This window comes from Georhizobium sp. MAB10, assembly GCF_045012825.1.
Taxonomy (GTDB): Bacteria; Pseudomonadota; Alphaproteobacteria; order Rhizobiales; family Rhizobiaceae; genus Georhizobium; species Georhizobium profundi.
The window spans coordinates 3,624,160-3,647,467 of the sequence record NZ_CP118314.1; the positions used below are offsets into that span (position 1 = coordinate 3,624,160).

The 23,308-nt window shown below is 63.2% G+C and carries 25 protein-coding genes; 7 read left to right on the forward strand and 18 right to left on the reverse strand.

Translation table 11 applies throughout. The features are described from left to right. Positions 1–168: 168 nt before the first annotated feature. From PU133_RS17350 to arsB, 3 genes are read left to right on the forward strand one after another with little or no spacing between them, the layout of a single operon-like run. Positions 169–501: a helix-turn-helix transcriptional regulator gene (locus tag PU133_RS17350; RefSeq protein ID WP_126011579.1), complete on the forward strand. Its 333-nt coding sequence runs from the start codon at positions 169–171 to the stop codon at positions 499–501. A gap of 9 nt (positions 502–510) precedes the next feature. Next, the gene (locus tag PU133_RS17355; protein ID WP_404862705.1) at positions 511–1,032 is read left to right on the forward strand and encodes an arsenate reductase ArsC; all 522 of its coding nucleotides are present in this window, start codon (positions 511–513) and stop codon (positions 1,030–1,032) included. 18 nt (positions 1,033–1,050) lie between these two features. Next, positions 1,051–2,130, forward strand: a complete 1,080-nt coding sequence (gene arsB / locus PU133_RS17360) for an ACR3 family arsenite efflux transporter (protein WP_404862706.1) — start codon at positions 1,051–1,053, stop codon at positions 2,128–2,130. 21 nt (positions 2,131–2,151) lie between these two features. On the opposite strand, the gene PU133_RS17365 is transcribed toward arsB, so the two are convergent. Beyond that, positions 2,152–3,738 carry a S8 family serine peptidase gene (locus tag PU133_RS17365; protein ID WP_404862707.1) on the reverse strand — a complete coding sequence of 529 codons (1,587 nt, stop codon included), beginning with the start codon at positions 3,736–3,738 and terminating at the stop codon, positions 2,152–2,154. Between the two features lie 178 nt (positions 3,739–3,916). Between PU133_RS17365 and PU133_RS17370 the strand changes: the two genes are divergently transcribed. Beyond that, positions 3,917–4,462, forward strand: coding sequence for an RNA polymerase sigma factor (locus tag PU133_RS17370; protein ID WP_404862708.1), 546 nt, complete (start codon positions 3,917–3,919; stop codon positions 4,460–4,462). Further along, a complete protein-coding gene (locus tag PU133_RS17375) occupies positions 4,459–5,226 on the forward strand; it encodes an anti-sigma factor family protein (RefSeq protein WP_404862709.1) in 768 nt (255 codons plus the stop codon). Before PU133_RS17370 ends, PU133_RS17375 begins: the two co-directional genes overlap by 4 nt. Positions 5,227–5,229: 3 nt before the next feature. On the opposite strand, the gene PU133_RS17380 is transcribed toward PU133_RS17375, so the two are convergent. From PU133_RS17380 to pcaD, 11 genes are all read right to left on the reverse strand, one after another. Next, positions 5,230–6,042: a methyltransferase gene (locus PU133_RS17380; protein ID WP_404862710.1), complete on the reverse strand. Its 813-nt coding sequence runs from the start codon at positions 6,040–6,042 to the stop codon at positions 5,230–5,232. A 99-nt stretch (positions 6,043–6,141) separates the two neighbouring features. Further along, positions 6,142–6,624: a tRNA (N6-threonylcarbamoyladenosine(37)-N6)-methyltransferase TrmO gene (gene tsaA, locus PU133_RS17385; RefSeq protein WP_404862711.1), complete on the reverse strand. Its 483-nt coding sequence runs from the start codon at positions 6,622–6,624 to the stop codon at positions 6,142–6,144. An 8-nt stretch (positions 6,625–6,632) separates the two neighbouring features. Then, positions 6,633–7,124 (reverse strand): hypothetical protein, encoded by a 492-nt coding sequence (locus PU133_RS17390; RefSeq protein WP_126011591.1) that lies wholly within the window; start codon positions 7,122–7,124, stop codon positions 6,633–6,635. Between the two features lie 58 nt (positions 7,125–7,182). After that, positions 7,183–8,247 carry a 3-carboxy-cis,cis-muconate cycloisomerase gene (locus PU133_RS17395; RefSeq protein ID WP_126011593.1) on the reverse strand — a complete coding sequence of 355 codons (1,065 nt, stop codon included), beginning with the start codon at positions 8,245–8,247 and terminating at the stop codon, positions 7,183–7,185. A gap of 85 nt (positions 8,248–8,332) precedes the next feature. Further along, entirely contained in the window at positions 8,333–9,538 is a 1,206-nt protein-coding gene (pcaF, locus tag PU133_RS17400; RefSeq protein ID WP_404862712.1) for a 3-oxoadipyl-CoA thiolase, read from the reverse strand. Next, positions 9,531–10,346: a CoA-transferase subunit beta gene (locus tag PU133_RS17405; protein WP_404862713.1), complete on the reverse strand. Its 816-nt coding sequence runs from the start codon at positions 10,344–10,346 to the stop codon at positions 9,531–9,533. The genes pcaF and PU133_RS17405 overlap by 8 nt, the downstream gene beginning before the upstream one ends. Continuing rightward, the gene (locus tag PU133_RS17410; RefSeq protein WP_404862714.1) at positions 10,343–11,200 is read right to left on the reverse strand and encodes a CoA transferase subunit A; all 858 of its coding nucleotides are present in this window, start codon (positions 11,198–11,200) and stop codon (positions 10,343–10,345) included. Before PU133_RS17410 ends, PU133_RS17405 begins: the two co-directional genes overlap by 4 nt. 24 nt (positions 11,201–11,224) lie before the next feature. Next, the gene (gene pcaG, locus PU133_RS17415; protein ID WP_404862715.1) at positions 11,225–11,839 is read right to left on the reverse strand and encodes a protocatechuate 3,4-dioxygenase subunit alpha; all 615 of its coding nucleotides are present in this window, start codon (positions 11,837–11,839) and stop codon (positions 11,225–11,227) included. Beyond that, positions 11,839–12,579, reverse strand: coding sequence for a protocatechuate 3,4-dioxygenase subunit beta (gene pcaH, locus PU133_RS17420; protein WP_404862716.1), 741 nt, complete (start codon positions 12,577–12,579; stop codon positions 11,839–11,841). The genes pcaG and pcaH overlap by 1 nt, the downstream gene beginning before the upstream one ends. Before the next feature lie 9 nt (positions 12,580–12,588). Then, complete coding sequence (pcaC, locus tag PU133_RS17425) at positions 12,589–12,990, reverse strand: 4-carboxymuconolactone decarboxylase (protein WP_404862717.1); 402 nt, start codon at positions 12,988–12,990, stop codon at positions 12,589–12,591. Further along, entirely contained in the window at positions 12,987–13,790 is an 804-nt protein-coding gene (gene pcaD / locus PU133_RS17430) for a 3-oxoadipate enol-lactonase (protein WP_404862718.1), read from the reverse strand. Before pcaD ends, pcaC begins: the two co-directional genes overlap by 4 nt. 87 nt (positions 13,791–13,877) lie before the next feature. On the opposite strand from pcaD, the gene pcaQ reads away from it, so the two are divergent. Further along, on the forward strand, positions 13,878–14,798 hold the full coding sequence (gene pcaQ, locus PU133_RS17435; RefSeq protein ID WP_404862719.1) for a pca operon transcription factor PcaQ: 921 nt from the start codon (positions 13,878–13,880) through the stop codon (positions 14,796–14,798). Here pcaQ and PU133_RS17440 read toward each other — a convergent pair. After that, positions 14,795–15,526 (reverse strand): LuxR family transcriptional regulator, encoded by a 732-nt coding sequence (locus PU133_RS17440; protein WP_404862720.1) that lies wholly within the window; start codon positions 15,524–15,526, stop codon positions 14,795–14,797. The genes pcaQ and PU133_RS17440 overlap by 4 nt on opposite strands. A gap of 225 nt (positions 15,527–15,751) precedes the next feature. Between PU133_RS17440 and PU133_RS17445 the strand changes: the two genes are divergently transcribed. Continuing rightward, positions 15,752–17,380, forward strand: a complete 1,629-nt coding sequence (locus PU133_RS17445; RefSeq protein ID WP_404862721.1) for a long-chain-fatty-acid--CoA ligase — start codon at positions 15,752–15,754, stop codon at positions 17,378–17,380. A gap of 9 nt (positions 17,381–17,389) precedes the next feature. Here the strand turns inward: PU133_RS17445 and PU133_RS17450 are convergent, their stop codons facing one another. From PU133_RS17450 to PU133_RS17470, 5 genes are all read right to left on the reverse strand, one after another. After that, on the reverse strand, positions 17,390–18,247 hold the full coding sequence (locus PU133_RS17450; protein ID WP_404862722.1) for a DMT family transporter: 858 nt from the start codon (positions 18,245–18,247) through the stop codon (positions 17,390–17,392). 100 nt (positions 18,248–18,347) lie between these two features. After that, positions 18,348–19,700, reverse strand: a complete 1,353-nt coding sequence (locus PU133_RS17455) for a bifunctional diguanylate cyclase/phosphodiesterase (RefSeq protein ID WP_126011615.1) — start codon at positions 19,698–19,700, stop codon at positions 18,348–18,350. A 106-nt stretch (positions 19,701–19,806) separates the two neighbouring features. Next, positions 19,807–21,081 (reverse strand): glycerate kinase, encoded by a 1,275-nt coding sequence (locus tag PU133_RS17460; protein WP_404864577.1) that lies wholly within the window; start codon positions 21,079–21,081, stop codon positions 19,807–19,809. Between the two features lie 84 nt (positions 21,082–21,165). Continuing rightward, positions 21,166–22,077, reverse strand: a complete 912-nt coding sequence (locus tag PU133_RS17465) for a metal ABC transporter permease (protein WP_404862723.1) — start codon at positions 22,075–22,077, stop codon at positions 21,166–21,168. Next, positions 22,077–23,306: a metal ABC transporter permease gene (locus PU133_RS17470; RefSeq protein ID WP_404862724.1), complete on the reverse strand. Its 1,230-nt coding sequence runs from the start codon at positions 23,304–23,306 to the stop codon at positions 22,077–22,079. The genes PU133_RS17465 and PU133_RS17470 overlap by 1 nt, the downstream gene beginning before the upstream one ends. Positions 23,307–23,308 lie beyond the last annotated feature (2 nt).

Below are 23,308 nucleotides of genomic sequence, written 5' to 3' on the forward strand. Positions count from 1 at the left end.
TTTCGCATGCACATGTGAAAGATAGGGTGCGCCAGGCGCGAAGGCCATGGATTGCGGTGTCGCATGGCTCAGCCGACCGGCCGCGCCAAGCGCGGATCGGCAATGATCGTCACTTGCGTGTCACCGAACGACCTGCTATTTCACCAATAGTTCTAGAAAGCTGGATATATGGACAAGTCATCTGCACTCGTAGCACTTGCGGCACTCGGCCAGGAAACGCGGCTCGATGTGTTTCGCCTTCTGGTACGCGCCGGCGCCGAGGGGCTGCCGGCCGGTGAAATCGCTGCGCGGCTTGGTGCGGTTCAAAACACCTTGTCTGCCCATCTCAAGATTCTCGACCATGCCGGGCTGGTGACGGCGGAACGCCAGGGGCGTTCGATCCTCTATCGTGCGGATTTCACCGGCGTTCGCGATCTTCTGGCTTTCCTGATGGAGGACTGCTGTGCCGGATCGCCCGAACTCTGCCAGCCCGTCATCGAGGCCATCACCTGTCATTGCTGAGAGAGCGCCATGACCCACCGCAGCTTTAACGTTCTTTTCCTTTGCACCGCCAATTCCGCCCGCTCGATACTCGCCGAAGCGATCCTCAACAGGATCGGGAACGGGCGCTTCCGTGCCTTCTCAGCGGGATCGCAGCCGTGCGGAATGGTCCACCCCTACACCTTGTCGCTGCTGGAACACTCCGGCTTCGACACTGGCTTTGCCCGCTCCAAGAGCTGGGAGGAGTTTGCGGCCTCGGATGCTCCCGTAATGGATTTCGTATTCACGGTCTGCGACAACGCCGCGAACGAGCAGTGTCCCGTCTGGCCGGGCCAGCCGATGACCGCGCACTGGGGCGTGCCGGATCCGGCGGCCGCGACCGGAACGGATGCGGAAAGACACCTCGCCTTTGCAGACGCCTTCCGCATGCTGTCCAATCGCATTTCGGTGTTCACGGCCCTGCCCTTCGCGTCGCTCGACCGCCTGTCAATTCAGCGGCAGATCGAGGCCATCGGGCGCACTTCCGCCGACGACGCGCTGCGCGCATCCTGACCGCCTGAAGGCTTGCCCATGTCCATCGACACCTCCGCCGCGACGCCGGCTCCAGCCGGCATCGGCCCGTTCGAGAAATGGCTGTCGGTCTGGGTCGGCGCGGCAATCCTCGCCGGTCTGCTGCTCGGCAATCTCGTCCCTGGACTTTTCCAGCGCCTTGCGGCGTTCGAGTATGCCTCGGTCAACCTCGTGGTCGCCGTGCTGATCTGGGCGATGGTCTACCCGATGATGGTGGGCGTCGATTTCAAGAGTCTGCGCCAGGTCGGCGCCAAGCCAAAGGGCCTCGTGGTGACGATCGTCGTCAACTGGCTCGTGAAGCCATTCACGATGGCGGCGCTCGGCGTGCTTTTTTTTGAGTATGTCTTCGCAGACCTGATCGCGCCGGCCGATGCCGAGCAATATCTGGCCGGCCTGATCCTGCTCGGGGCAGCGCCGTGCACGGCCATGGTGTTCGTCTGGAGCCAGATGACCCGCGGCGACCCGAACTACACGCTCGTCCAGGTCTCGGTGAACGATGTCATCATGGTGTTCGCATTCGCCCCGATCGTCGCGATGCTGCTTGGTGTCACCGATCTCGTCGTGCCATGGATGACGCTGCTGCTCTCGGTTGGACTTTATATCGTCATCCCGCTGCTAGCCGGCGCGTTGACGCGCATGAAGCTTGGCCAGGGCACGCGAAGCAAGCTAGAGGAAGACGCAGCCGTTGCCCGCTTCAGTGCCCGCGTGAAACCGGCATCCGTCTTCGGGTTGCTGGTCACCGTCGTGCTGCTGTTCGGCTTCCAGGCAGAAGTCATTCTCGATCAGCCGCTGGTGATCCTTCTCATCGCCGTGCCGCTTCTCATCCAGTCCTACGGCATCTTCTTCGCCGCCTATTTCGCGGCACGGGCGTGGCGCCTGCCCTTCACCATCGCGGCTCCCTGCGCACTGATCGGCACCTCGAATTTCTTCGAACTCGCCGTTGCCGTCGCCATCAGCCTCTTCGGACTTGGCTCGGGCGCCGCGCTTGCGACCGTGGTCGGCGTGCTCGTTGAGGTACCGGTGATGCTTTCGCTGGTCGCTTTCGCAAACCGCACGAAGCACTGGTTCCCGGCCGACTGAACGGTCCTCTTCAGGGGAGCTTTAGCGAACCCCGCTCGCCCTGCCGCCGGTTGCCGGACCGACATTGGGATCGGCGCCTGCAACCATATCGCCAGCACCTCCTTCCGACGCGGAGATCAGCAACGGCGCCTCGTCTTCCGCCTGCGCCGCGGTGACGGCGCGACACAATGCGGGTGTGTTGAGCAGGCCCCAGCCAAAGACGGCGTCGCGTCCAGGATCACCGAGATCATCGGCGCTCGCTTCCAGATGATCCGCGATCGTCGCCGCATCCATAGTGGGATCGATGGCCTTGGCGAGCGCGATCGCGGCCGTCACGAAGGGCGCGGCGAAGGAGGTGCCTGTCTTCGGTCGGGCGCCTGAAATCGACGCAGCCGTCCATATCTCCACGCCAGGTGCGGCGATATCGATGTGGTCGCCCTGCCCCGCGCGTCGGTAGGGTCGCCGGCTGCGATCGACCGCTGTCACGGCGATTACATTCTCATAGGCTGCAGGATAGGCCGGTGGCGCACTCGGCCCATTGTTGCCCGCCGCCGCCACCAGGATGATTCCGTTTTCAGCAATGGCTGCAACGGTACGCTCGAGCAGTTCGTTCGCCGGACCGGCGAGACTGAGATTGAGGACGGCGATCTCTTCGCGTGCGACCCGATCGATGGCGCGTACGAGATCGTAGGCGGTCGCCCTCGTATCGGCGCCTGCCGTCTGAAACGCGTCGACCGCAACCAGATCGGCGCCGGGAAGAAGGCCGGACGTGCGCTCTTGCTTCGATCCGACGAGAAGCGCAGCGACGGCCGTGCCGTGTTTCAGGTCAGAGGTCTCCTCGTCCTGGCCGACACGATCGAGGACCGTGACAGAGCCGGCAGAGAATGCGTCATGGTCCGGGTTGATCCCGGTGTCGATCAGTCCGATCCGTGCCGGTACCACGCACGCGTCCTCGGTCGCCGCAAAGTGCCAGTCGATGAGCTCGGTCGCCGGGCAGTTCATGCCTTCGCAGTCTTCGAGCGGACGGGCCTCGGGCCGGTAATAATGGTTGAAATCCACCGCCGATGTGGCGTTGAGGCCGACGACGGTGGCACGCGCATCGTCCAGCGACACGCCGTCCGGCGCAACGAGACGCACGAGTTCCCCACCGAGCAGTTCGATCAGCACCCGCTCGTCAACGGCAAAGCCCTGGGCCTCGAGTGCCGCCACGTCATCATCGTCCAGGCCGAGTGCCGTCAGTTCGCGTTCGGCACGGTCCGGCAAGGGTGCCGGCTGCGGTGCTGCCCGGCGGGCCTGCCTCGGCGGCGGCGATCCCTGATCGAACAGAGAGCGCAGCGTGCGCAATGGTCGCCGAATGAACTCGGGTGCCTGGCCGCTGCCGCCGCGAAACTGCCGGCTTTCACCATCTCCGCCCGACCGTCCACCGCCGCTTGAGCCAGCACCACCGCCGCCACCGCCGTCATCGTCCCCGCCATCGTCACCGTCGTCGCCTTCCTGGGCGAAGGCCGGAGCGGATGTGTGAACGAGGGCTGCGCCGGCAACCAGCGCGCCCGTGCCGACAGAGGCATTTGGCATGGCGGCTGTAACGGCCAGACCGCAAGCGGCAATGAACCTGACGATGCTGATCACAATCGAAAATCTCCGTTCGATGCGCTAATTGGCGTGGTTCATTCGGGCGGCAAGTTGATCTGCTTTTTATGCTTGCGTGACGCGAATTTCAGTTGCTGCTTTCAAAACCATATGCTGCATAACGGCCGCGGCGCCCACTTATTCCAGCTCCGTCATGAACTTCTGAGGATCGATACGCGTGACGGATGCCAGAGATGAGATCGGGCGACAGCTCATCGTCTTCCTGCCCAATATGCGCCGGTTCGGCTATACGCTGACGCGCAATATGGACAGCGCCGACGATCTGGTGCAGGCGGCATGCGAGAAAGCGCTGGCCAACGCATCCGGATTCACGCCAGGCACACGGTTCGATTCATGGGTGTTCCGCATCATGCGCAATCTCTGGATCGACCAGATCCGGAAGGGCAAGTCGGCCGGACAGGCCGAAGACATCGACACGCAGATCGATCTCGTTGGCACGGACGGCGCGCGGGAAGCGCATGCCCGCATGGATCTCGGCGACGTGTCGCGCGCCATAGCGGCGCTGCCTGACGACCAGCGCGAAATTCTGCTGCTCGTCTGCGCCGAAGACATGTCCTACAAGGAAGTATCGGAGCTTCTCGGCATTCCGATCGGCACCGTGATGAGCCGGCTAGCAAGAGCCCGGAAGAAACTTGTCGAGGGCGGTGGAATAAACGCCGACGCCCGACGTTCTCAGCCTGAAGAGGACGGGCACGGATCATGACGACACACGATTTCAGCGACGAGACATTGATGGCCTTCGCCGATGGCGAACTTGACGACGCCGAAATGGAGCGCGTCGAAGCCGCCATGAACGACGATCCGGCGCTTGCCGAGCGCGTTGCGCTCTTCATGGAAGCGCGCGAACTGGCCGAGGGCGCGTTCGCACGCCAACTCGCTCAGCCCGTGCCGCCTTCGCTGCAGGCGGCAGTCGAGCGGATGATTGCCGCACCTGCTGCACCGGCGACCGTCCTGCCCTTCCGAGAGAAGGGTCGGGTCCCTGCAGCAGCCAACGAAAACCGGCGTGGCTTTGCGCGCTTTGCCATGGCTGCCGCCGCATCCGTCGCCATCGTCGCTGCCGGTCTTGCCGGCTACATGGCCGGCCAGGGTTCAGCGCCGGCCGGTTCCGCACAGGTCGCATTGATCGACGTTCCGGGGCTTGATGACGCGCTGCTGACGACGGCATCGGGCGACACGACCGAAATCGCGGGCGCCGGCACGCTGACGGCCGTCTCGACCTTCACAGATGGCGCAGACCGTGTCTGCCGCGAGTTCGAACTGGCTTCCGAGCAGGCATTCGTCGGCATCGCATGTCGCGCGACCGATAACTGGCAGCTCACCTTCGCCATGGGAACCGGCTCGGCCGACGGAACCGGCTATCAGCCGGCCTCCTCGCTCGACACGCTCGATGCATACCTGACGGGCATCGAGGCCGGTGCGCCGCTTTCGCTCGAAGACGAAGCGGCGGCGCTCGCGGCTTTGCGCTGAAGTTCAGCTCTTGCGCGCAATGACCAGATGGCCGGGCACGGGCGTGCCCTGCTCGTGGCGCACGACGATCGGCTCGGCCAGCAGCCGATCGAAGCCATTCGCGGTGAGCAGGCGATCGATGTAGCTGAGCGGATGAGCGAAACGCTGATGCGGACCGACGGTAAAATCGGCTCCGCCAAAGGCCTCATCCGGCAGTGTCTCGCTGGAAAATGCAAGCAGGCCGGCAGGGGTCGTATGCTTCGCGATGCCTGAGAAGAAGCTCTCGAGCTTGCCCATATAGGGCAGCACATCCGCAGCCACGACGAGATCGAACGGCAGCGCTTCGCTCTCCTCGAGAAAAAGGCCGATCTCGGCGACATAAAGCTCGTCATAGACTTCGCGCTCGTCGGCGATCTCGATCATGCGTTCCGAGAGATCGAGACCCACGGCATGGTCGACACTGTCGTAGAGCGCTTCGCCGACGAGGCCCGTGCCGCAGCCGAGATCGAGCAGGCGGGCCGCACCGTCGGGCAGGAACGCCGGAAGCGCGTCGCCCAGCATCATCGGGACGGAATAGCCTAGCTGGTCGACGAGCACGCTGTCGAACACTTCGGCATGCTGGTCGAACAGGGTCATGACGTAGGCATCCGGCGCCTTGTCCGGTGCAGGCGCAAGGCCCATGGAAGCAAGCCGTACGGCAGCGCCGCCGTGATCATCGGGATCGAGCTCCAGCGCGCGCCGATAGAAGACTGCGGCCTCCTCGCGACGACCGGCCTTTTCAAGGTCCAGCCCGCGATTATAGGCCTCGGCCAGTGCATCCTCGTCGAAATCGCTCATCGCTTCAAACATCCCATCGGCTGATGACGGCGCTGGCCGCCTTTTCTCGCGCGGTCCTATCGGCAGGAACGCCGTGCGGCAAGGGTGCTGGGACGGCGATCAGGCGTGACAGGGTTTTCGCCCGCCGGTAAATTCCGGCTTGATGTCGATCAGCGGCGTGCCATCGACACAGTCCAGCCCCCGCACCGTCAGTGTCGCGCCATCGATCCTGATCAGCCGAGCGATGGAAAGCGCGATCGGGTTCGGCCGGACCGGCGAACGCAGCGCGAAGGTGCCAACGAGCCCGCCATCGTGCTTGGGGTTCTGGACCAAAAGGTCGCGCCGCGCCTGGTCCATCCAGTAGAGCACGGCGATGTGTTCATAGGCATCCACGCCTCTCAGAGCGTCGACAAAGCGGGCGTCGAGCTCGATCGTACAGACGGGTCCCTGCTCCGGATCGCCCCTGCGCGGGCATTCCGCCCGCGTCTGGAACGGCGTGTGGATGCGACCGATGAAATAGACAGAGGCGTCAAACTGATCCGGCATCATCCCCTGGATCTCGCCTTCACGAATGCCGTCGTGTTTTTTGGAAGCCTCTGTCATGTCACTCATCACGCCAATATCAGAAAGATGAAAAATATCGGCCAGACGAAGACGAATATCAGCGGTATGTACGCTGCACGGACGGGAGATAGATCCCTTTTTCTGATCGGCTCGTTCAAGCCTTTCGGATGCGGATAGAAACTAATCTCCTTTGCATCCGCGAGATCGACACTCTTCATATCCCACAGCTTGCCGAGCGCGTCTAAATTATCTCTTGCTTGACCAAGCATCCTGTAACAAGCCAACCCCACGTAGACGCCGGTCAAAGGAATTAGAATAAAAGACACATAAAATATCGCGTCTCGCAGACCGGGACTTGTTGAGTACTTTGCCTGCAGTATCAATCCGAGTGTAGCGAATAGAAATGCTTGCATGGTGATAAGCCAGATAATTCGCTGATTATACAGCTCGTTCTCAGATCTGATCTGTTCTCGAACTTTGTCATAAAAAATCTCGATGGCGGCTTTCTTTTCAACCGATACAGACTCGACGATCGCCATTCACCACTCCCCAGCCAGTTGACACACTATTGTGCAGCTGGCTGAGCAATAAATCCACTCATTCCGCCGCGCCGAGACGTTCGATGGCATCGAAGAGTTCGGCGCCGAGACGTGTCGAGGCGCCGGCTGCCACCACCATCTGAGGCAAAATCATCCATTCCAGTGACCATGCGGCGCCGGAGCGTTCCTGTTCGTGGACGAGTGCGTGGTGGATGCCCGAGAGCTGGGTGGCGTTGAACCGGGCGAGCGCCACAAGTGTTTCGGCGCGCACCGGGTTCTGCTTGTGCGGCATGGCGGAGGAGCCGCCACCGCCCGTCATGGCGATTTCGCCGATTTCGTTCTGGGCCATCAGTGCGATGTCCTGGCCGATCTTGCCGAGTGCGCCGGAAATCAGCGACAGCCAGTTGGCGAAACGGGCGATGGAATCACGCTGCGTGTGCCAGTTCGTCTGCGGCACGTCGAGATCCAGCAGGAAACCGATGCGCGCCGCGACGCCGGCGGCGTCGTCGCCAAGCTTTTCCAGCGTGCCAGCGGCTCCACCGAACTGCAACTGCAGAAGTTCCGGACCGATGTCTTCCAGTTCGTCCAGCGCGCGCGACAGTGGCATCATCCAGGCGCGCAGCCGTGCGCCCACCGGGATGGGCATCGCCGCCTGCATGCGGGTGCGGCCGATCAGATGGTTGTGGCCGAAGCGCTCGTCGAGGTCCTGCAGGGCAGCGATCAGGTTTTCCAGTCGCGCCGCCAGCATGGGAAGCACCATCTTGAGCCTAAGGACGAGGCTCGTATCGATTACGTCCTGGCTGGTCGCGCCGAAATGCAGATGCGCCGCGTGGGGCTCCGGCACGGTCTTGCGTAATTCGCGGATGAGTTCGGGCACGATGAGCCCGTCGCGGGCGACGCCCTCGCGCAACGCATCGAAATCCGGCGCGAAGTCCTCGCAGGCTTTTGCAATGGCAGCGGCGGCTTCCGGAGCGATCAAGCCTTCATGGGCCTCCGCTTCCGCCAGCGCCATTTCGAAGGTCAGCATGGTGGAGATTTCAGCTTCCAGCCGAAAATGGGCGGCGAGCGCGTCGTCCCCGAAATGTGCGGCGAGCACGGGGTGCTCAAAAAGCGACAGCGACATCGATACCTCCCGGCAGTCAAGATGGCCGCCTTATAACGCCAAAGGGCCGGCGATGACACCGGCCCTTTGAGCTAAGTTCGATGGCTCAGACCCGCTCGAGCGCTATCGCGATGCCCTGGCCGACGCCGATACACATCATGGAGAGCGCGCGCCTTGCGTTGCGTTCGGCGAGTTCGAGCGCCGCCGTGCCGGTGATGCGCGCGCCCGACATGCCGAGCGGATGGCCAAGCGCGATGGCGCCGCCATTCGGGTTCACGCGCTCGTCGTCATCGGCGATGCCGAGATCGCGCAGCGTCGCCAAGCCCTGGCTCGCAAAGGCTTCGTTGAGCTCGATCACGTCGAAATCGCCGGCGCCAAGACCGAGGCGAGCGAAGAGCTTCTTTGCGGCCGGTGCAGGCCCAAAGCCCATGATGCGGGGCGCAACGCCCGCAGTCGCACCGCCGAGGATCCGGGCGATCGGGGTCAGCCCGTGTTTGCGGGCCGCTTCTTCCGATGCGACGATCAGCGCTGCCGCGCCATCGTTGACGCCGGAGGCATTGCCGGCCGTGACCGTGCCACCTTCGCGGAACGGGGTCGGCAGCTTGGCTAGCGCTTCCAGAGTGGTGTCGGGGCGCGGATGCTCGTCGCGATCGACGACGATCGGGTCCTTCTTGCGCTGCGGGATCGAGACCGGCGTGATTTCCTTTGCCAGCCTGCCGTTTTCCATGGCGCGGCCGGCTTTCTGCTGCGAGCGCACGGCGAACTTGTCCTGGTCCTCGCGGCTCACCTGCCAGTCGGCGGCGACGTTTTCGCCGGTCTCCGGCATGGAATCGACGCCGTATTGCTTCTTCATCAACGGATTGACGAAGCGCCAGCCGATCGTCGTGTCGTAAACCGCATTATCGCGCGAAAAGGCGCTCGTCGCCTTCGGCATCACGAAGGGCGCGCGCGACATGGATTCCACGCCACCGGCAATCGCAATGTCGATCTCGCCGGCCTTGATGGCGCGGGCGGCGGCGACGACGGCGTCCATGCCCGATCCGCAAAGCCGGTTCATGGTGGTGCCGGGCACTTCGACCGGCAGGCCGGCCAGAAGCGACGCCATGCGCGCGACGTTGCGGTTGTCCTCGCCGGCCTGGTTGGCGCAGCCATAGATGACTTCGTCGATCGCCGCCCAGTCGACAGACGCGTTGCGCTCCATCAGCGCCTTCAGCGGCACCGCGCCGAGGTCGTCTGCACGGACCGGCGAAAGCGCACCGGCGAAACGACCGATGGGCGTGCGGATATAGTCGCAGATATAGGCTTCAGCCATCGCGCTGGCTCCCGAATTTGTTCTGACCACGGCCGGTTCCCTCATGGGCGGCCTTCGTTCTTGCCTGAAGATCGCGCAGCGTCTTCAGTTCCGTTTCGTCCGGCGCCGGCGTGACCTCGACATGGTCGGCGAACTTGACCGGCCAGCCGCAGGTTTCCTGCACCTGTTCGCGTGTCACGCCCGGATGCATGGAGACGACCGTGAATTCCTTGGTCTCGGGATCGGGCTTCCAGATTGCCAGATCGGTGATCAGCAGCGTCGGGCCCTTGGTCTTGATGCCGAGATTTTCTCGGTCCTTGCCACCGGTTCCATGACCGAAGGACGTGAAGAAGTCGATCTTGTCGACCATGCCGCGTTTCGTCTGCTTCATGGTGATGTAAATCTCACCCGAAGACGACGCGATTTCCGGCGCACCGCCGCCGCCAGGCAGGCGTGTCTTCGGTGTCTCGTAGTCGCCGATGACGGTCGTGTTGATGTTGCCGAACTTGTCGAGCTGCGCGGCGCCAAGGAAACCGATCGTGACGCGACCGCCCTGCAGCCAGTAGCGGAACATCTCCGGCACCGACACCGTGGTGACGGCCGTGTCGCAGAGTTCGCCGTCGCCGATCGAGAGCGGCAGCACGTCCGGCGCCGTGCCGATCGTGCCGGATTCGTAGATCAAAGTGATGTCCGGGGCATGCGTCAGCCGCGCAACGTTGCAGGCAGCCGATGGCGCACCGATGCCGACGAAGCAGACGTCGTCGTTCTTCAGCGCGCGCGCCGCAGCAATCGTCATCATCTCATCGGGCGTAAAACCAAGATCACTCATTTGGCGCTCCTCAAATGCTCGACGCGTCCGGCAAAGTTTTGCGGACCGGCGTTCAACACATTGTCCTGCATCCATGCCTGGAAACTGTCGCGCTCGGCGGCGATCTTGTCCCAGTCGAGATAGCTCTTGTTGTCACGGTCGTAGTAGCCGTGCGCATAGGAAGGATGCGCGCCGCCCGGCACTTCGCAGATCGCGGTGACCGTCCATCGCGGCAGTATGCAGGCGTTCGGATGCACGTCGTCGAAATCCTCGACGATTTCCTCGACCGTCACCACCGCACGCTTGGCGGCAAGCACCGCTTCCTTCTGGATGCCGATGATGCCTTCGACGAGCACGTTGCCCTTCCGGTCGGCCTTCTGCGCGTGGATGAAGGTCACGTCCGGGCGCACCGACGGCACAGCCGCCAGCATTTCGCCGGTGAACGGGCATGCGACGCGCTTGATGTTCGGGTTCACCTGTTCGAGCCCGGCGCCGAGGTATCCGCGGAAGATCGCGCATGGCAGGCCGCTTGCGCCCGCCTCATAGGCATTGGCCATCGCCGCATGGCTGTGTTCTTCCACTTCCGGCCGGTTCGGCCAGCCGTTTTCGACCGCATCGCGCAGCCGGCGCAGAAGGCCAACGCCCGGGTTGCCGGCGTATGAGAAGACGAGCTTCTTCGCCATGCCCATGCCGATCATCTGGTCGTAGATGACGTCCGGCGTCATGCGCACGAGCGTCAGGTCTTTCCGGCCCTGGCGGATCGCTTCGTGGGCCGCCGCATGCGGTATCAGATGGGTGAAGCCCTCGAAGGCCACCACGTCGCCGTCATGGAGATTCTCCGCGACGGCGGTCTTCAAATCCTGGAACGTCGCCATGGATTTCCTGCCTGTTGGTTGTCGTCAGATATCGAGGAAGACGGTTTCGTCGTCGCCCTGCAGGTGAATGTCGAAGGTTACGACATCGCCGTCGCGCTGGCCGATGAGCGTTGCGACGCGGTGGCGGTGCTCGATCCGGTTGAGCAACGGATCGTCCGCATTGGCCTTCTCCTCGTCGGAAAAATACATGCGGGTGTGAAGGCCGATATTGATGCCGCGTGCGACGATCCAGAGCGTGACATGCGGCGCCTGCATACGGCCGTCAGGATAGGGAACCGGACCGGGCTTGATCGTCTCGAAGACGAACTCGCCGTTTGCCATATCGGTCGCGCAACGCCCGAACCCGGTGAAATGCGGATCGGCCGAACCGCGCATTTCGGAGGGCGAATTGAAAAGCCCTGCCGCATCCGGCTGCCAGATTTCGACCAGCGCATCCTTCAGCGGCGTGCCCGTTCCGTCGAAGATGCGTCCCTTGATGGTGATGCGCTCGCCCTTCGCATCGCCAGTCAGCATGCGGCTTCCGAGATCATCGGCGTAGACGCCACCAATCGCCGCGAAATTCGGCGTCAGCCCGATATGGACGTAAGGACCAGCCGTCTGCGACGCGGACTCCTTCAGGCGGTTCAGCGATTGCGGCATCAGTTCCCCTCCATCCGGTTCTCGAACATGGTCGAGCGGCGGCCGCGCAGGACGATGTCGAACTTGTAGGCGCTGGCATCCATGGGGATCGTGTTCGCCATGTCGAGCGGCGCGATCAGGTCCTCGATCGCTTTCGGATCGGCGATGGTCTTCACGATCGGGCAGAGCGGGATCAGCGGATCGCCCTCGAAATACATCTGGGTGATCAGCCGCTGGGCAAACCCGTGGCCGAAGACGGAGAAATGGATGTGCGCCGGGCGCCAGTCGTTCACGCCGTTCGGCCAGGGATATGGACCCGGCTTGATGGTGCGGAACGAGTAATGGCCGTCCTCATCGGTGATGGTGCGCCCGCAGCCGCCGAAATTCGGATCCAGCGCGGCGACGTAGCCTTCCTTCTTGTGGCGGTAGCGGCCACCGGCATTCGCCTGCCAGAATTCAAGCAGCGCGCCACCGACGCCCCTGCCCCGCTCGTCCATGACGCGGCCATGGACGATGATGCGCGGACCGATCGCGCTTTCGCCAGGCTTGGCGAAATTGTGGATGAGGTCATCGTCGAGTTCACCCAGCAAATCTTGACCGAAGACCGGGCCGGTCATCTCCGACAGGGTGTTGTTGATGGACAGAAGCGCCTTTTGCGGCGAGCGGAGCACGCTCGTCTTGTACCACGGCGTGTAAGCGTCCGGTTGCCAGGCGCGATCGCGCGGAAAGAAGGCACCGGTTTCGGGTTTCCTGTTCGACATCGTCGCTCCTCAAGCCGCCTTCTCGGCAGCCATCTCCTTCAACGTCTGCTTGGCGATCTTGAACGCGTGATTGGCGGCCGGAACGCCGGCATAGATCGCCACATGCATCAGCGCCTCGCGGATATCGTCCTCGCTCGCGCCGGTATTAGCGGTGGCGCGCACATGCATCGCCACCTCGTCGTCATGGCCGAGTGCTGCAAGCAGTGCGATCGTGACGATGGAGCGCTCGCGCTTCGTCCAGTTCGGCCGCGACCAGACGGTCCCCCAGGCTCCCTCGGTGATCATCTCCTGAAAGGGCGCATCGAATTCCGACTTCGCCGCCTCTGCCCTGTCGACATGTGCATCGCCGAGCACCGAGCGGCGCGTCGCCATGCCTTCGATGTGGCGGGGAGATTTCGTCGTGGCGCTCATTTGCCTTCCTTCGTGATCTTTTCGACGAACAGCTTGATGGCGTCCGTCAGAACCACCGGCTGCTCGATGCAGGGCAGATGGCCAGCCTGCGGGATTTCCTGGTAAAGCGCACCGGGGATCAGCCGGGACAGCTCGCCGACGAGTTCTGGCGGTGTCGAGCCGTCTTCGGTGCCGACAACGCACATGGTCGGCACGTCGATCAGCTTCGCAGCTTCGGTGAAATCGGCGTCCCGGATCGCGGCGCAGGTGGCGGTGTAGCCATCGCGCGGCGTGCGGATCAGCATATTGCGGTAACCGGTGAACTCGGCGTTGTCGGGCTTGCGGTAATCGACGGTGAACCAGCGCTCGAGGATCAGGTCGGCGATCGCCTCGATGCCTTCTTCGTAGATCGCGCGGATGCGGGCATCCCACATTTCCGCCGTTCCAATCTTGTGGGCGGTGTCGCAAAGAACGAGGGCGCGTACCAGATCCGGGCGCTTGTGGACGAGGCCCTGCGCGATCAGCCCGCCGACCGAAAGCCCGCAGATGACAGCCTTGCGCACGCGCAGATGGTCGAGCAGGCCGGACAAGTCGTCGACGTGATCGTCGATTGTGTAAGGCGTCTCGCCGACATCGGACAGTCCGTGGCCGCGCTTGTCGTAGAGCACGATCGCGAACTCGCCGACGAGCCGGACGATGACATCACGCCAGATGCGGAAATCGGTGCCGAGGGAATTCGCGAAGACCAGCACAGGGCGCCCTTCGGGCGCGCCGATCAACTGATAATGCAGTGTGACGCCGTTGACCTTGTGAAACTGCATCGAATTCTCCCTCAGGCTTTCAAAGCAAATTGTATCGGTATGGTAAAATGATATTCTCGGCTTGATCCATAATCTTTTCGGTATGCGATGGACCAGCAGATCAAGTTTCGGCATCTCCAGACCTTCATGGAGGTAGCCCGCCAGAAGAGCGTGAGCAAGGCAGCGGACGTGCTGGCGCTGACACAGCCGGCGGTCACGCGCACGATCCGCGAGCTCGAAGACGCGCTCGGCGTGCGACTGTTCGAGAAAGATGGCCGCGGCATTCGCATCTCGCGCTTCGGCGAGGTGTTCCTGCGTCATGCGGGCTCGAGCGTTGCTGCGCTCAGGCAGGGCGTCGATTCCATCCAGCAGGCCTTGCGCTCGGAAGGGCCGCCGGTCCGCATCGGTGCGCTGCCCACTGTTTCTGCACGGATCATGCCCGATGCGGTGGCGCAGTTCCTGAAGGAGAACACGGGAAGTCCGATCACGGTAGTGACAGGCGACAATTCCGTGCTTTTGGAACAGCTGCGCACTGGCGCGCTCGATCTCGTCGTCGGGCGCCTTGCGCCGCCGGAGATGATGATCGGCCTCTCCTTCGAGCCGCTCTACTCAGAGCACGTCATCTTCGCCGTTCGAAGCGGCCACCCGCTGATGAGCAAGCCCAATTTTTCGCTCGGCGAATTGCGCGACTATACGATCCTGATGCCGACGCCGAACGCCGTCATCCGCCCCTTCGTCGATCGCTTCCTCGTCACCAACGGGATCGCCGAGTTGCCGGTGCGCATCGAGACCGTGTCCGACGCATTCGGGCGCGCTTACATTCGGGCACATGATGCGATCTGGATCATCTCGGAGGGTGCCGTCGCCAACGACATTCGCGACGGGCGCGTCGCCCGCCTGCCGATCGATACGAGCGAGACCGTCGGCTCGGTCGGCCTGACGACGCGAGGGACCGGAGATCAGTCGCTGGCGCTCTCCATCTTCATGCAGTCTGTCCGCGCCGTGGCACGGCAGACGGCCGACGGCTAGCGAATAAGGCTGCGGCGGAGCGCCTTTGCCACCGCCTGGGTGCGGTTGACCGTATCGAGTTTCTTGGTCGCGCGGTTCAGGTAGTGATTGACCGTGTGTTCGGAGAGTTCGAGGATTTGCGCGATGTCCGCGCTCGTCTTGCCCGCCGCCGTCCATGTCAGGCATTCGAGTTCGCGTTCGGTCAGCGGCTGCTCGAGTTTCGCCGAGCGCTGAGAGACTTCGCCCAAGCGCTGGAAGAGGTGAAGCGTCAGCAGCATCAATTGCGCGATCGCGTCGTTGTCGAGCGGGTCCCGTTCGCCGGCGAAGACGACGGCACAGCGGTCGCCCTCCACGCTCTGGACCGGAAGACAGACACCGTCGACCAGGCCGAACTCTTCATAGAGCTTGGCAGCCAGCATCGCATCCTTTGCGCTTCTGCCGGCGACGAAGTCGGCATAGCGAAAGGAGAACGGCACGATGGACGTCCGCAAACGGGCGAACAAAGGGCTGCTGCGCATCAGCTTCTGGCGATCGAACGCGCCCAGAAATTCAGCCGGGAAATTGGTGATGATGGAGTTTTCGGCAAGGTCCAGTGAAGTAGGTGGCGGAAGGCGCAGCACCAGGAAGCACCGGTAGCCGTACAGTTCCACAGTCTTCTTGAACTGGCGAAAAACCTCGAACTGCGTTTGAAGAGTCGTGATTTCCTTCAACTGGTCGAGAGGCGCGTCGCCGGATAGGCCTGACTTCATGATGGAGGCGCCCGGGTGGCTGAAGTTGATCGATTCTTGGGTCTCGTTCGTGCCGTGAATCAATTCTTATAGGACGCATTATCAGCAAACAAGAAACTTCCCTTGATGCGGATCAATGCTAGCCGTCAGCACCTCGACGAAAGGCCCATCTTTCATAATGCGCCCCACCGCTCCATAGTCGGCCAAGAACGCAGCGAGGAGGCTGCGGGGAATGGAGGAACGTGCATGCTGGGACTGATGCAGGAATGGCCGCTTCTTTGTCACAAGGTCATCGATCATGCGGCACACTATCATGGTGGTCGACCTGTCATCTCCCGATCGGTGGAAGGCCCGATCCATCGCACGGACTACCGCACCGTCCGTAACCGCGCACTTAAGTTAGCGAAGCGGCTGGACATGGAAGGCGTCGCGCTCGGCGACCGGGTGGCGACGCTTGCCTGGAATACGTGGCGGCACCTGGAGGTCTGGTACGGCACGCTCGGCATCGGCGCCATCTACCACACGCTCAATCCGCGGCTCTTTCCCGACCAGATCGCCTGGATCATGAACGATGCGGAAGACCGGCTTCTCTTTGTCGACCTGACCTTTCTGCCCATCGTCAAGGCCATCGCACCCCAGGTGTCGAGCCTGAAGCGGATCGTCATTCTGACAGACGCAGCGCATATGCCCGCTGATCTTCCCTTCCCTGCCGTCGCCTATGAAGACTGGCTTGCCGAAGCCGACGACGACTTCCGATGGAAGGACTTCGATGAGCGCACGGCCGCAGGCATGTGCTACACGTCGGGCACGACCGGCGATCCGAAAGGCGTCGTCTATTCGCACCGCTCGAACGTGTTGCATGCCATGACAGCGCTCCAGGCGGACATGCTGGGCATCGCCTCGCGCGACGTGATGATGCCGGTCGTTCCGATGTTCCACGCCAATGCGTGGTCGACGGCGTTCTCGACACCGATGGCCGGCGCGACGCTGGTCTTTCCGGGACCGGGCATGGACGGCAAGTCAATCTACGAGATGCTCACGAACGAGAAGGTGACGATCACGGCCGCGGTCCCCACGGTCTGGCTGATGCTGCTGCAGCATCTGGAAAAGGAACAAGGGCAGTTGCCCGATCTCGAACGCGTCGTGATCGGCGGCTCGGCCTGCCCCCGTGCGATCACGCAGGCGTTCCAGGACCGCTACGGCGTTCACGTGATGCACGCCTGGGGCATGACTGAGATGAGCCCACTCGGGACGGTCTGCTCGATTAAGCCGGACTACGCGCATCTCACCGGGGAGGCCAGGCTCGACCTGCAGGTGAAGCAGGGCCATCCGCCCTTCGGCGTCGAAATGAAGATCGTCGACGACGAGGAACGCATCCTGCCCTGGGACGGCAAGACCTTCGGGCGCCTGAAGGTGCGCGGCCCCGCGGTGTCGTCCAGCTACTACAAGGGCCGCGGCGCCGAGCAGTTCGACGAGGAGCTCTGGTTCGATACGGGCGATGTCGGCCATATGGACGCGCACGGCTATCTGCAGATCACCGATCGGGCCAAGGACGTCATCAAATCGGGCGGCGAATGGATTTCGACGATCGATCTCGAAAACCTGGCCGTGGGTCATCCAGATGTTGCCGAAGCCGCCGTCATCGGCGTCGCTCATCCGAAATGGGACGAACGTCCCCTGCTCGTCGTCGTGCTCAAGGAGGGCCGTCAGCCGAACAAGCAGTCAATTCTTGATTTCATGTCGGGCAAGATCGCCAAGTGGTGGATGCCGGACGAGGTCGTCTTCACCGATGAAATTCCCCATACGGCCACGGGCAAGATCAAGAAGACCACGCTGCGCGAGCAGATGAAGGACTTCCGCTTCACGGACGGCTGACAGGGAAGCTCAGGTTTTTCGGCGGGCAGCGATCGCAAGGGCGAGGCCCGAGAGGATGAGCATGCCCGCGAGAACCACTTCAATGGTGAGAGGCTCGGCCAGAAACAGCACGCCGGCGGCCGCAGTGATGACCGGCACGGACAGCTGAACGATCGCTGCGGCTATCGCTGCCAGATGCGGCAGAACTCGGTACCAGACCACGTAGCCGGCGGCGGATGCGAGAACGCCCGAAGCGGCGGCAAGTCCGATGCCCCTGCCCGACAGTGTGCCCGCGGGATTGTCCCCGATCAGAATGGCGAAAGCCAGCAGAGCCAGGGCAAGTGGCATGGTGCGGATGAAGTTTCCTGCCGTATCGTCAATCGGATCGCGGCTGCCGCGACCTCGCAACGAATAAACGCCCCAGGCGATGCCGGCCGTGATCATGAGCGTCGTCGCAACCGGATCCGGCCGCGTCAAAGCCGGCGACACGAGATAAACGAAGCCTGCAAGCGCCATGACGATACCCGCCCACTGCATGACACGTGGTCGTTCGCCACGCACGATGCCCCAGCCGATCATGGTCAACTGCACGGAGACGAAGAGAACGAGCGCGCCGGTCGCAGCGCCAAGCTGCACATAGGCAAAGGAGAAAGCGATCGCGTAGACAAAAAGTGCCAGTGCGGACAGCCAGCTTCCTGGCACGATTTTTCCTCTGGCCGTCCGCCGCAGCGCCAGGACGAGCGCAAGCGCCACGGCGCCCGATGCGAGACGCAATCCGGTGAAAGCGGCAGCATCCATGCCGCCGTCTGCCAAAGCTTCACGCGCAAGGATCGAGTTCGCCGCAAAGGCAATCATGGCGATGGCGGTGAGAAACGCTGTCATTGGCATGAAGTCTGATCCAGCAACCGAATTTGGCCGACGGCGCAAGACTAGCCTCCGGGTGAGGCACTGCAACACCCGGAAACCCGACAATGGTCTTGATTCTGGATCAGGCGATAGCGATAGCTTCCAGCGGCCGGGCGTTGGCAGCGATCAGGCGCAGGGTGTCGGATGCCTTGATCGGCTTTCCGTAGAGATAGCCCTGTCCAAGCCGGCAGCCGAGTTGGATCAGCTTTGCAGCCTGCTCCACCTCTTCGATGCCTTCGGCGATGACGGCGAGATCCATGCCCTCGCACATGGCCAGAATGGCCTTGATGATATGTTCCGACGGACGGTCGCGGGTTATTTCTGACACGAAGGCGCGGTCGATCTTCACCTTGTCGAAGGTGAAGTCACGCAGGCGGCCGAGGCTCGATTGTCCCGTCCCGAAATCGTCGAGGGCAATCTTGATGCCGACAGCCCGGAGTTCGGTGACGATCTTCTGCGCCATGTCGGGATCCGACATCATCGCAGTTTCGGTGATTTCCAGCTCGAGCCGGCGCGGGTCAAGGCCGGCGCGATTGAGGATGGCAAGGATCGACAGGCTCGTCATGGGATCGACGAGCTGCGCCGAGGACAGATTGAATGACAGGTACATGTCCTCCGGCCAGCGCAAAGCGGTCGCGGCTGCCTTCTTCAGCAGCACTTCTGTCAGGAGGTCGATGAAGCCGCGTTCCTCGGCAAGCGTGATGAAGACGTTCGGCGGCACGAAGCCGAGCTCGGCGTCATGCCAGCGCGCGAGCGCCTCGAACCCCATGATCTGGCCATCGGCCAGGCGCACGATCGGCTGGAAATGCACGGCGACATCGTCTGCGATGATCGCGCGGCGCAGCGCCTGTTCCAGCTCGGTCGCGCGGCGGAATTCCTCGGCGATCTCCTGCGAATAGACCGTGATCTGGCTGCGCCCGCGCCTTTTGGAGCGATAGAGCGCCGTTTCGGCGCAGCTCATCAGACTGTCGAAATCGGTTCCGGCGAACGGATAGACCGAGAAGCCGAACGATGCGGTAAGGCGCACCGTGCGGGCACCGAGATCGAAGGGCGCCGACAGCACGTCCTTGATCAGCCGCGCCATCTTTTCGGCGCCGCGGGAGTCGAACACCAGCGGCAGCACGAAACCGAACTCGTCGTTTCCGAGCCGAACAACGGTCGCGCCATCGGGCATGCAGGCCTTCAGCCTGTGTGCGACCTGGGTGAGGATGACATCGCCGGCGCCATGGCCGAAGAGGTCGTTGATGGGCTTGAAGCCGTCGAGATTGGCAAGACCGATGGTGAAGGGTGCCGGATCCTCGGCGCGCTCGGCTGCGAGGCCTTCGACCTTTTCGCGCATGCGCCTGCGGTTGCCGAGACCGGTCAGGGCGTCGGTATGGGTCAACACGGCTTCGCGGGTGCTTTCCACCTCATCGGCGCCCAGCTGCGGCATCATCAGTCCAGTTCTGAAACATTCTGGCGAGTCATCAGATGCAAGATGGGCGCGCGGTCCTTAACAATTCATCTTCAACGGCCTCAAGATACCGTAATCGGCGGTTCTCTCAGCCCTTCGGCGCGATCAGGATCAGCCGCAGATCGTTGACATTGGTCCGCGTCGGCCCGGTCACGATCAGGTCGCCGGACGCTTCGAAGACGCTGTAGGCATCGTTGCGCTCCAGACATTGCGCCGGGTCGAGCCCGGAAGCGCCGGCCCGCGCGAGACTGTCCGGGTCGATCACCGCGCCGGCATTGTCCTCGCTGCCATCGATGCCGTCCGTGTCGGCCGCAAGCGCGTGGATGCGCGGATTTCCGTCGAGTTCCAGCGCAAGTGACAGGAGATATTCACCGTTGCGGCCGCCGCGCCCCGACCCGTCGCCGCGCACAGTCACCGTGGTCTCGCCGCCGGAAACGATCAGCAGCGGCGTGTCGCGGGGCTCTTCGGTCATCTGCAGTGCCAGGCGCGCATGCTCCCTGCCGATGTCTCGTGCCTCGCCTTCGATATCGGCGCCGAGCGACATCACCTCGATGCCATGGCGCTTCGCTTCGGCGACGACCGCTTCGACCATGTCGGCGGGCCGCGATGCCATTCGGAATTCTGTGTTGGCGAAGATAGCATCGCCGGGCTTCGGCGTCTCGGAGCTGCTCTTTTCGAGGTGCGCCAGAACATGCGCTGCCGCGGTAATGTTGTAGCGCTCGAGAACGGCCTTGGCGTCGGCAAGCGTCGTTGCGTCGGGAACCGTCGGCCCGGATGCGATGACCGACGGATCATCGCCCGGCACGTCCGAAATGCCGATCGTGACCACGCGCGCCGGATAGGCCGCTTCGGCAAGCCGGCCGCCCTTGATCGCGGAGAGGTGCTTGCGCACGGTGTTCATGGCGCCGATCGGCGCGCCGGATGCCAGCAAGCTCTTGTTGACGGCCTTCTTGTCGTCAAGCGTCAGCCCATCGGCGGCAAGTGCGAGCAGTGCTGAGCCACCGCCCGAAATCAAGCACAGCACGAGATCGTCAGGGCCCAGGCCGCGAACGGTGTCCATCAACCGCGCGGCTGCCTGCTCTCCTCGATCGTCCGGAACCGGATGGGCCGCCTCGATCACTTCGATCCTGCCCGGTTCGAGGCCATGCCCGTAGCGGGTCACGGCTATTCCCTCGAGCGGGCCCGACCAGTTTTCCTCGACCGCGCGCGCCATCGACGCAGCCGCCTTGCCGGCGGCAACGAGGATCGTACGCCCCTTGGGCGGTTCAGGCAGCAGAGGCGGCACGCATTCCGCAGGATCGGCACTTCGCACGCCGGCGTGGAACAGATCGATCAGAAAGCGTCTTTCGCCGAGCACGCGCATCATCCATCAAGGTCAATCGGTGGTTGGATGCGGACCCTAAAGGCTCAGATGCGGCATGGGAAGCACTTGGCTTCCCGCAATCGTTCAGGCGCGTGCACCGAGCCGCCGTGGCCCGAACAGCGCAGCAAGGGCGAGGATCAAACCGGACACCGTCGCGATCATTCCGGCAGCAGAGACCGCGACACCGGAGACGAAGAGCGACACGCCGGCACCGGCGGCAAGGTATCCGAGGATCGCAGCCATGGCAGCGAACAGGACGCTCAAGAGCAGCTGCCGCACCAGATTGTCCGTCATCAACCGTGCGGCGGCCGGCGGACAGATGAGCATGGCGATGGTGATGATGGCCCCGACCGCTTCGAAGGCGGTGACGGCGACGATGGCGACGAGTGCGATGAGTGCGCCATCCACAAGGCGGACAGGCACGCCGCTTGCCGCCGCAAAGACCGGATCGAAGGTCGCGATCACAAGCGGACGCCAGGCGACACAGAGAAAAACGATGACGGCCACCAGCGCGGCGGCGACGCGCGGTAGCTGCGGTGGCAATTCGGCCAGTGCCGCGGGATCGGTCAGCGCACTCCACTCGAGGCCCGCGAGCCAGACGAGGCTTTCCAGATTGCCGTAGAGCGCATGCTCAACGTCGAAGTGGATCGCGCCGGTGTCGGTCTGCTCGAGGAGCACGATGCCGAAGGCGAACAGAGAGGTGAAAACGACGCCCATCGCAGCGCCCGGTTCGACTTTGCCGAGCACGCGGATGATCTCGATCAGCACTGCGGCCACCAGCGCGGCGATGGCAGCGCCGATCAGCATCGGGCCGGCGTCCATCGAGCCGGTCGTGACAAAGGCGACGACGATGCCGGGAAGCACGACATGGCTGACGGCATCGCCCATCAGGCTCTGGCGCTTGAGCACGAGGAAGTTGCCGAGCAAGGCTGCCGCGACCGCTGCCAGCAGTCCAATCAGGATAGGGACGAGCGTCAGTCCGAGATAGACCGCCATCAAGCCATCGCCCCCATCGTCTGCCTGGTCGCAGCGTAATGCCTCAGCCGCAGTGCGTTGATCTCGCCTGCACCGAGGCGCTCCTCGATCGGGTCGAGCAGCATGCCGTGGGCGCGGTGCAGGGAATCAGGATTTTCACGCAGATAAAGCGACCAGAGCGCTTCTTCTTCTGCTGCCAGCTTCGCAGCGACGACACCCGTTGGGGTAATCGAGCCGTCGCGCCGCATGAAGCCCTCGGCGAGCAGCACGAAAATGGTCTTCTTGTCATAGATCGCTTCGCCGCGATCGAGGGCGAGTAGGCCCTGACGGCGATGGACCTTCCAAGAGAAGGCGCGGGCGCGGTAGAGCCCGGAGAAAACGCCGCGAACGGGTGCAAAAAGCAGCGATACTGCAAACAGTCCGGTGGCGACGAGGACGATGATCGGACCGGTCGGCAGATCGTCGATCGAAGCCGACAGTGCAGTCCCGACATAGCCGGAAACCGCGCCGATCCCGGCAGAGATCAGCAGCATATGGTCGACGCGTTCCGTCCAGAAGCGGGCGGCGACCGGCGGGATGATGACGAGTGCGATGATCAGCACCAGCCCGACGATCCGCAGCCCCGTGACCGTGACAGCCAGCACCAGCAGCATCAGGAGCAAGTCGCTTTTCCTGATCGAAATGCCCCGGGCGCGCGCGAAGGTTTCGTCGAAGGCAACAAGGGTGAGCGTCCGGCGCAGGAAGAAGACGGCGAGCGCAGTTCCGCCGGCCAAAACCGCAAGCGTGATGGCCTCGGAGCGCAGCATGCCGGAGGTTGAGCCAAGCAGAAAGCTGCCGATCCCGGCCTGCTGGCCGATCTGCACGGACTGGATGACGGTCAGAAGAACGATGCCGAAGCCGAAGAAAACCGAAAGCACCGCGCCGATCGCGGCATCGGCCTGGAGCCGCGTGCGCCGCGTGATCCATTCGACGGTCGCCAATCCAGCAAGCGCGCTTAAGGCAGCGCCTAGAAGAAGGCCCGGAAGAAAGCGCCCCGTGCCGCCGAGCGACGCCATGACGAGAAATGCGATGCCGACGCCGGGCAAGGTCGCATGGCTGAGGGCATCGGAGACGAGCGAGCGGCGGCGCAAGAGCAGGAACGTGCCGACCATGCCGCCTGCCCATCCGAGAAGGATCGCGCCGATCGTGACGATCGTGGTGTTGTAGCCGGCCTGGAACGTCAACGCGGAAAGAAATGCCTCGACGTCCATCG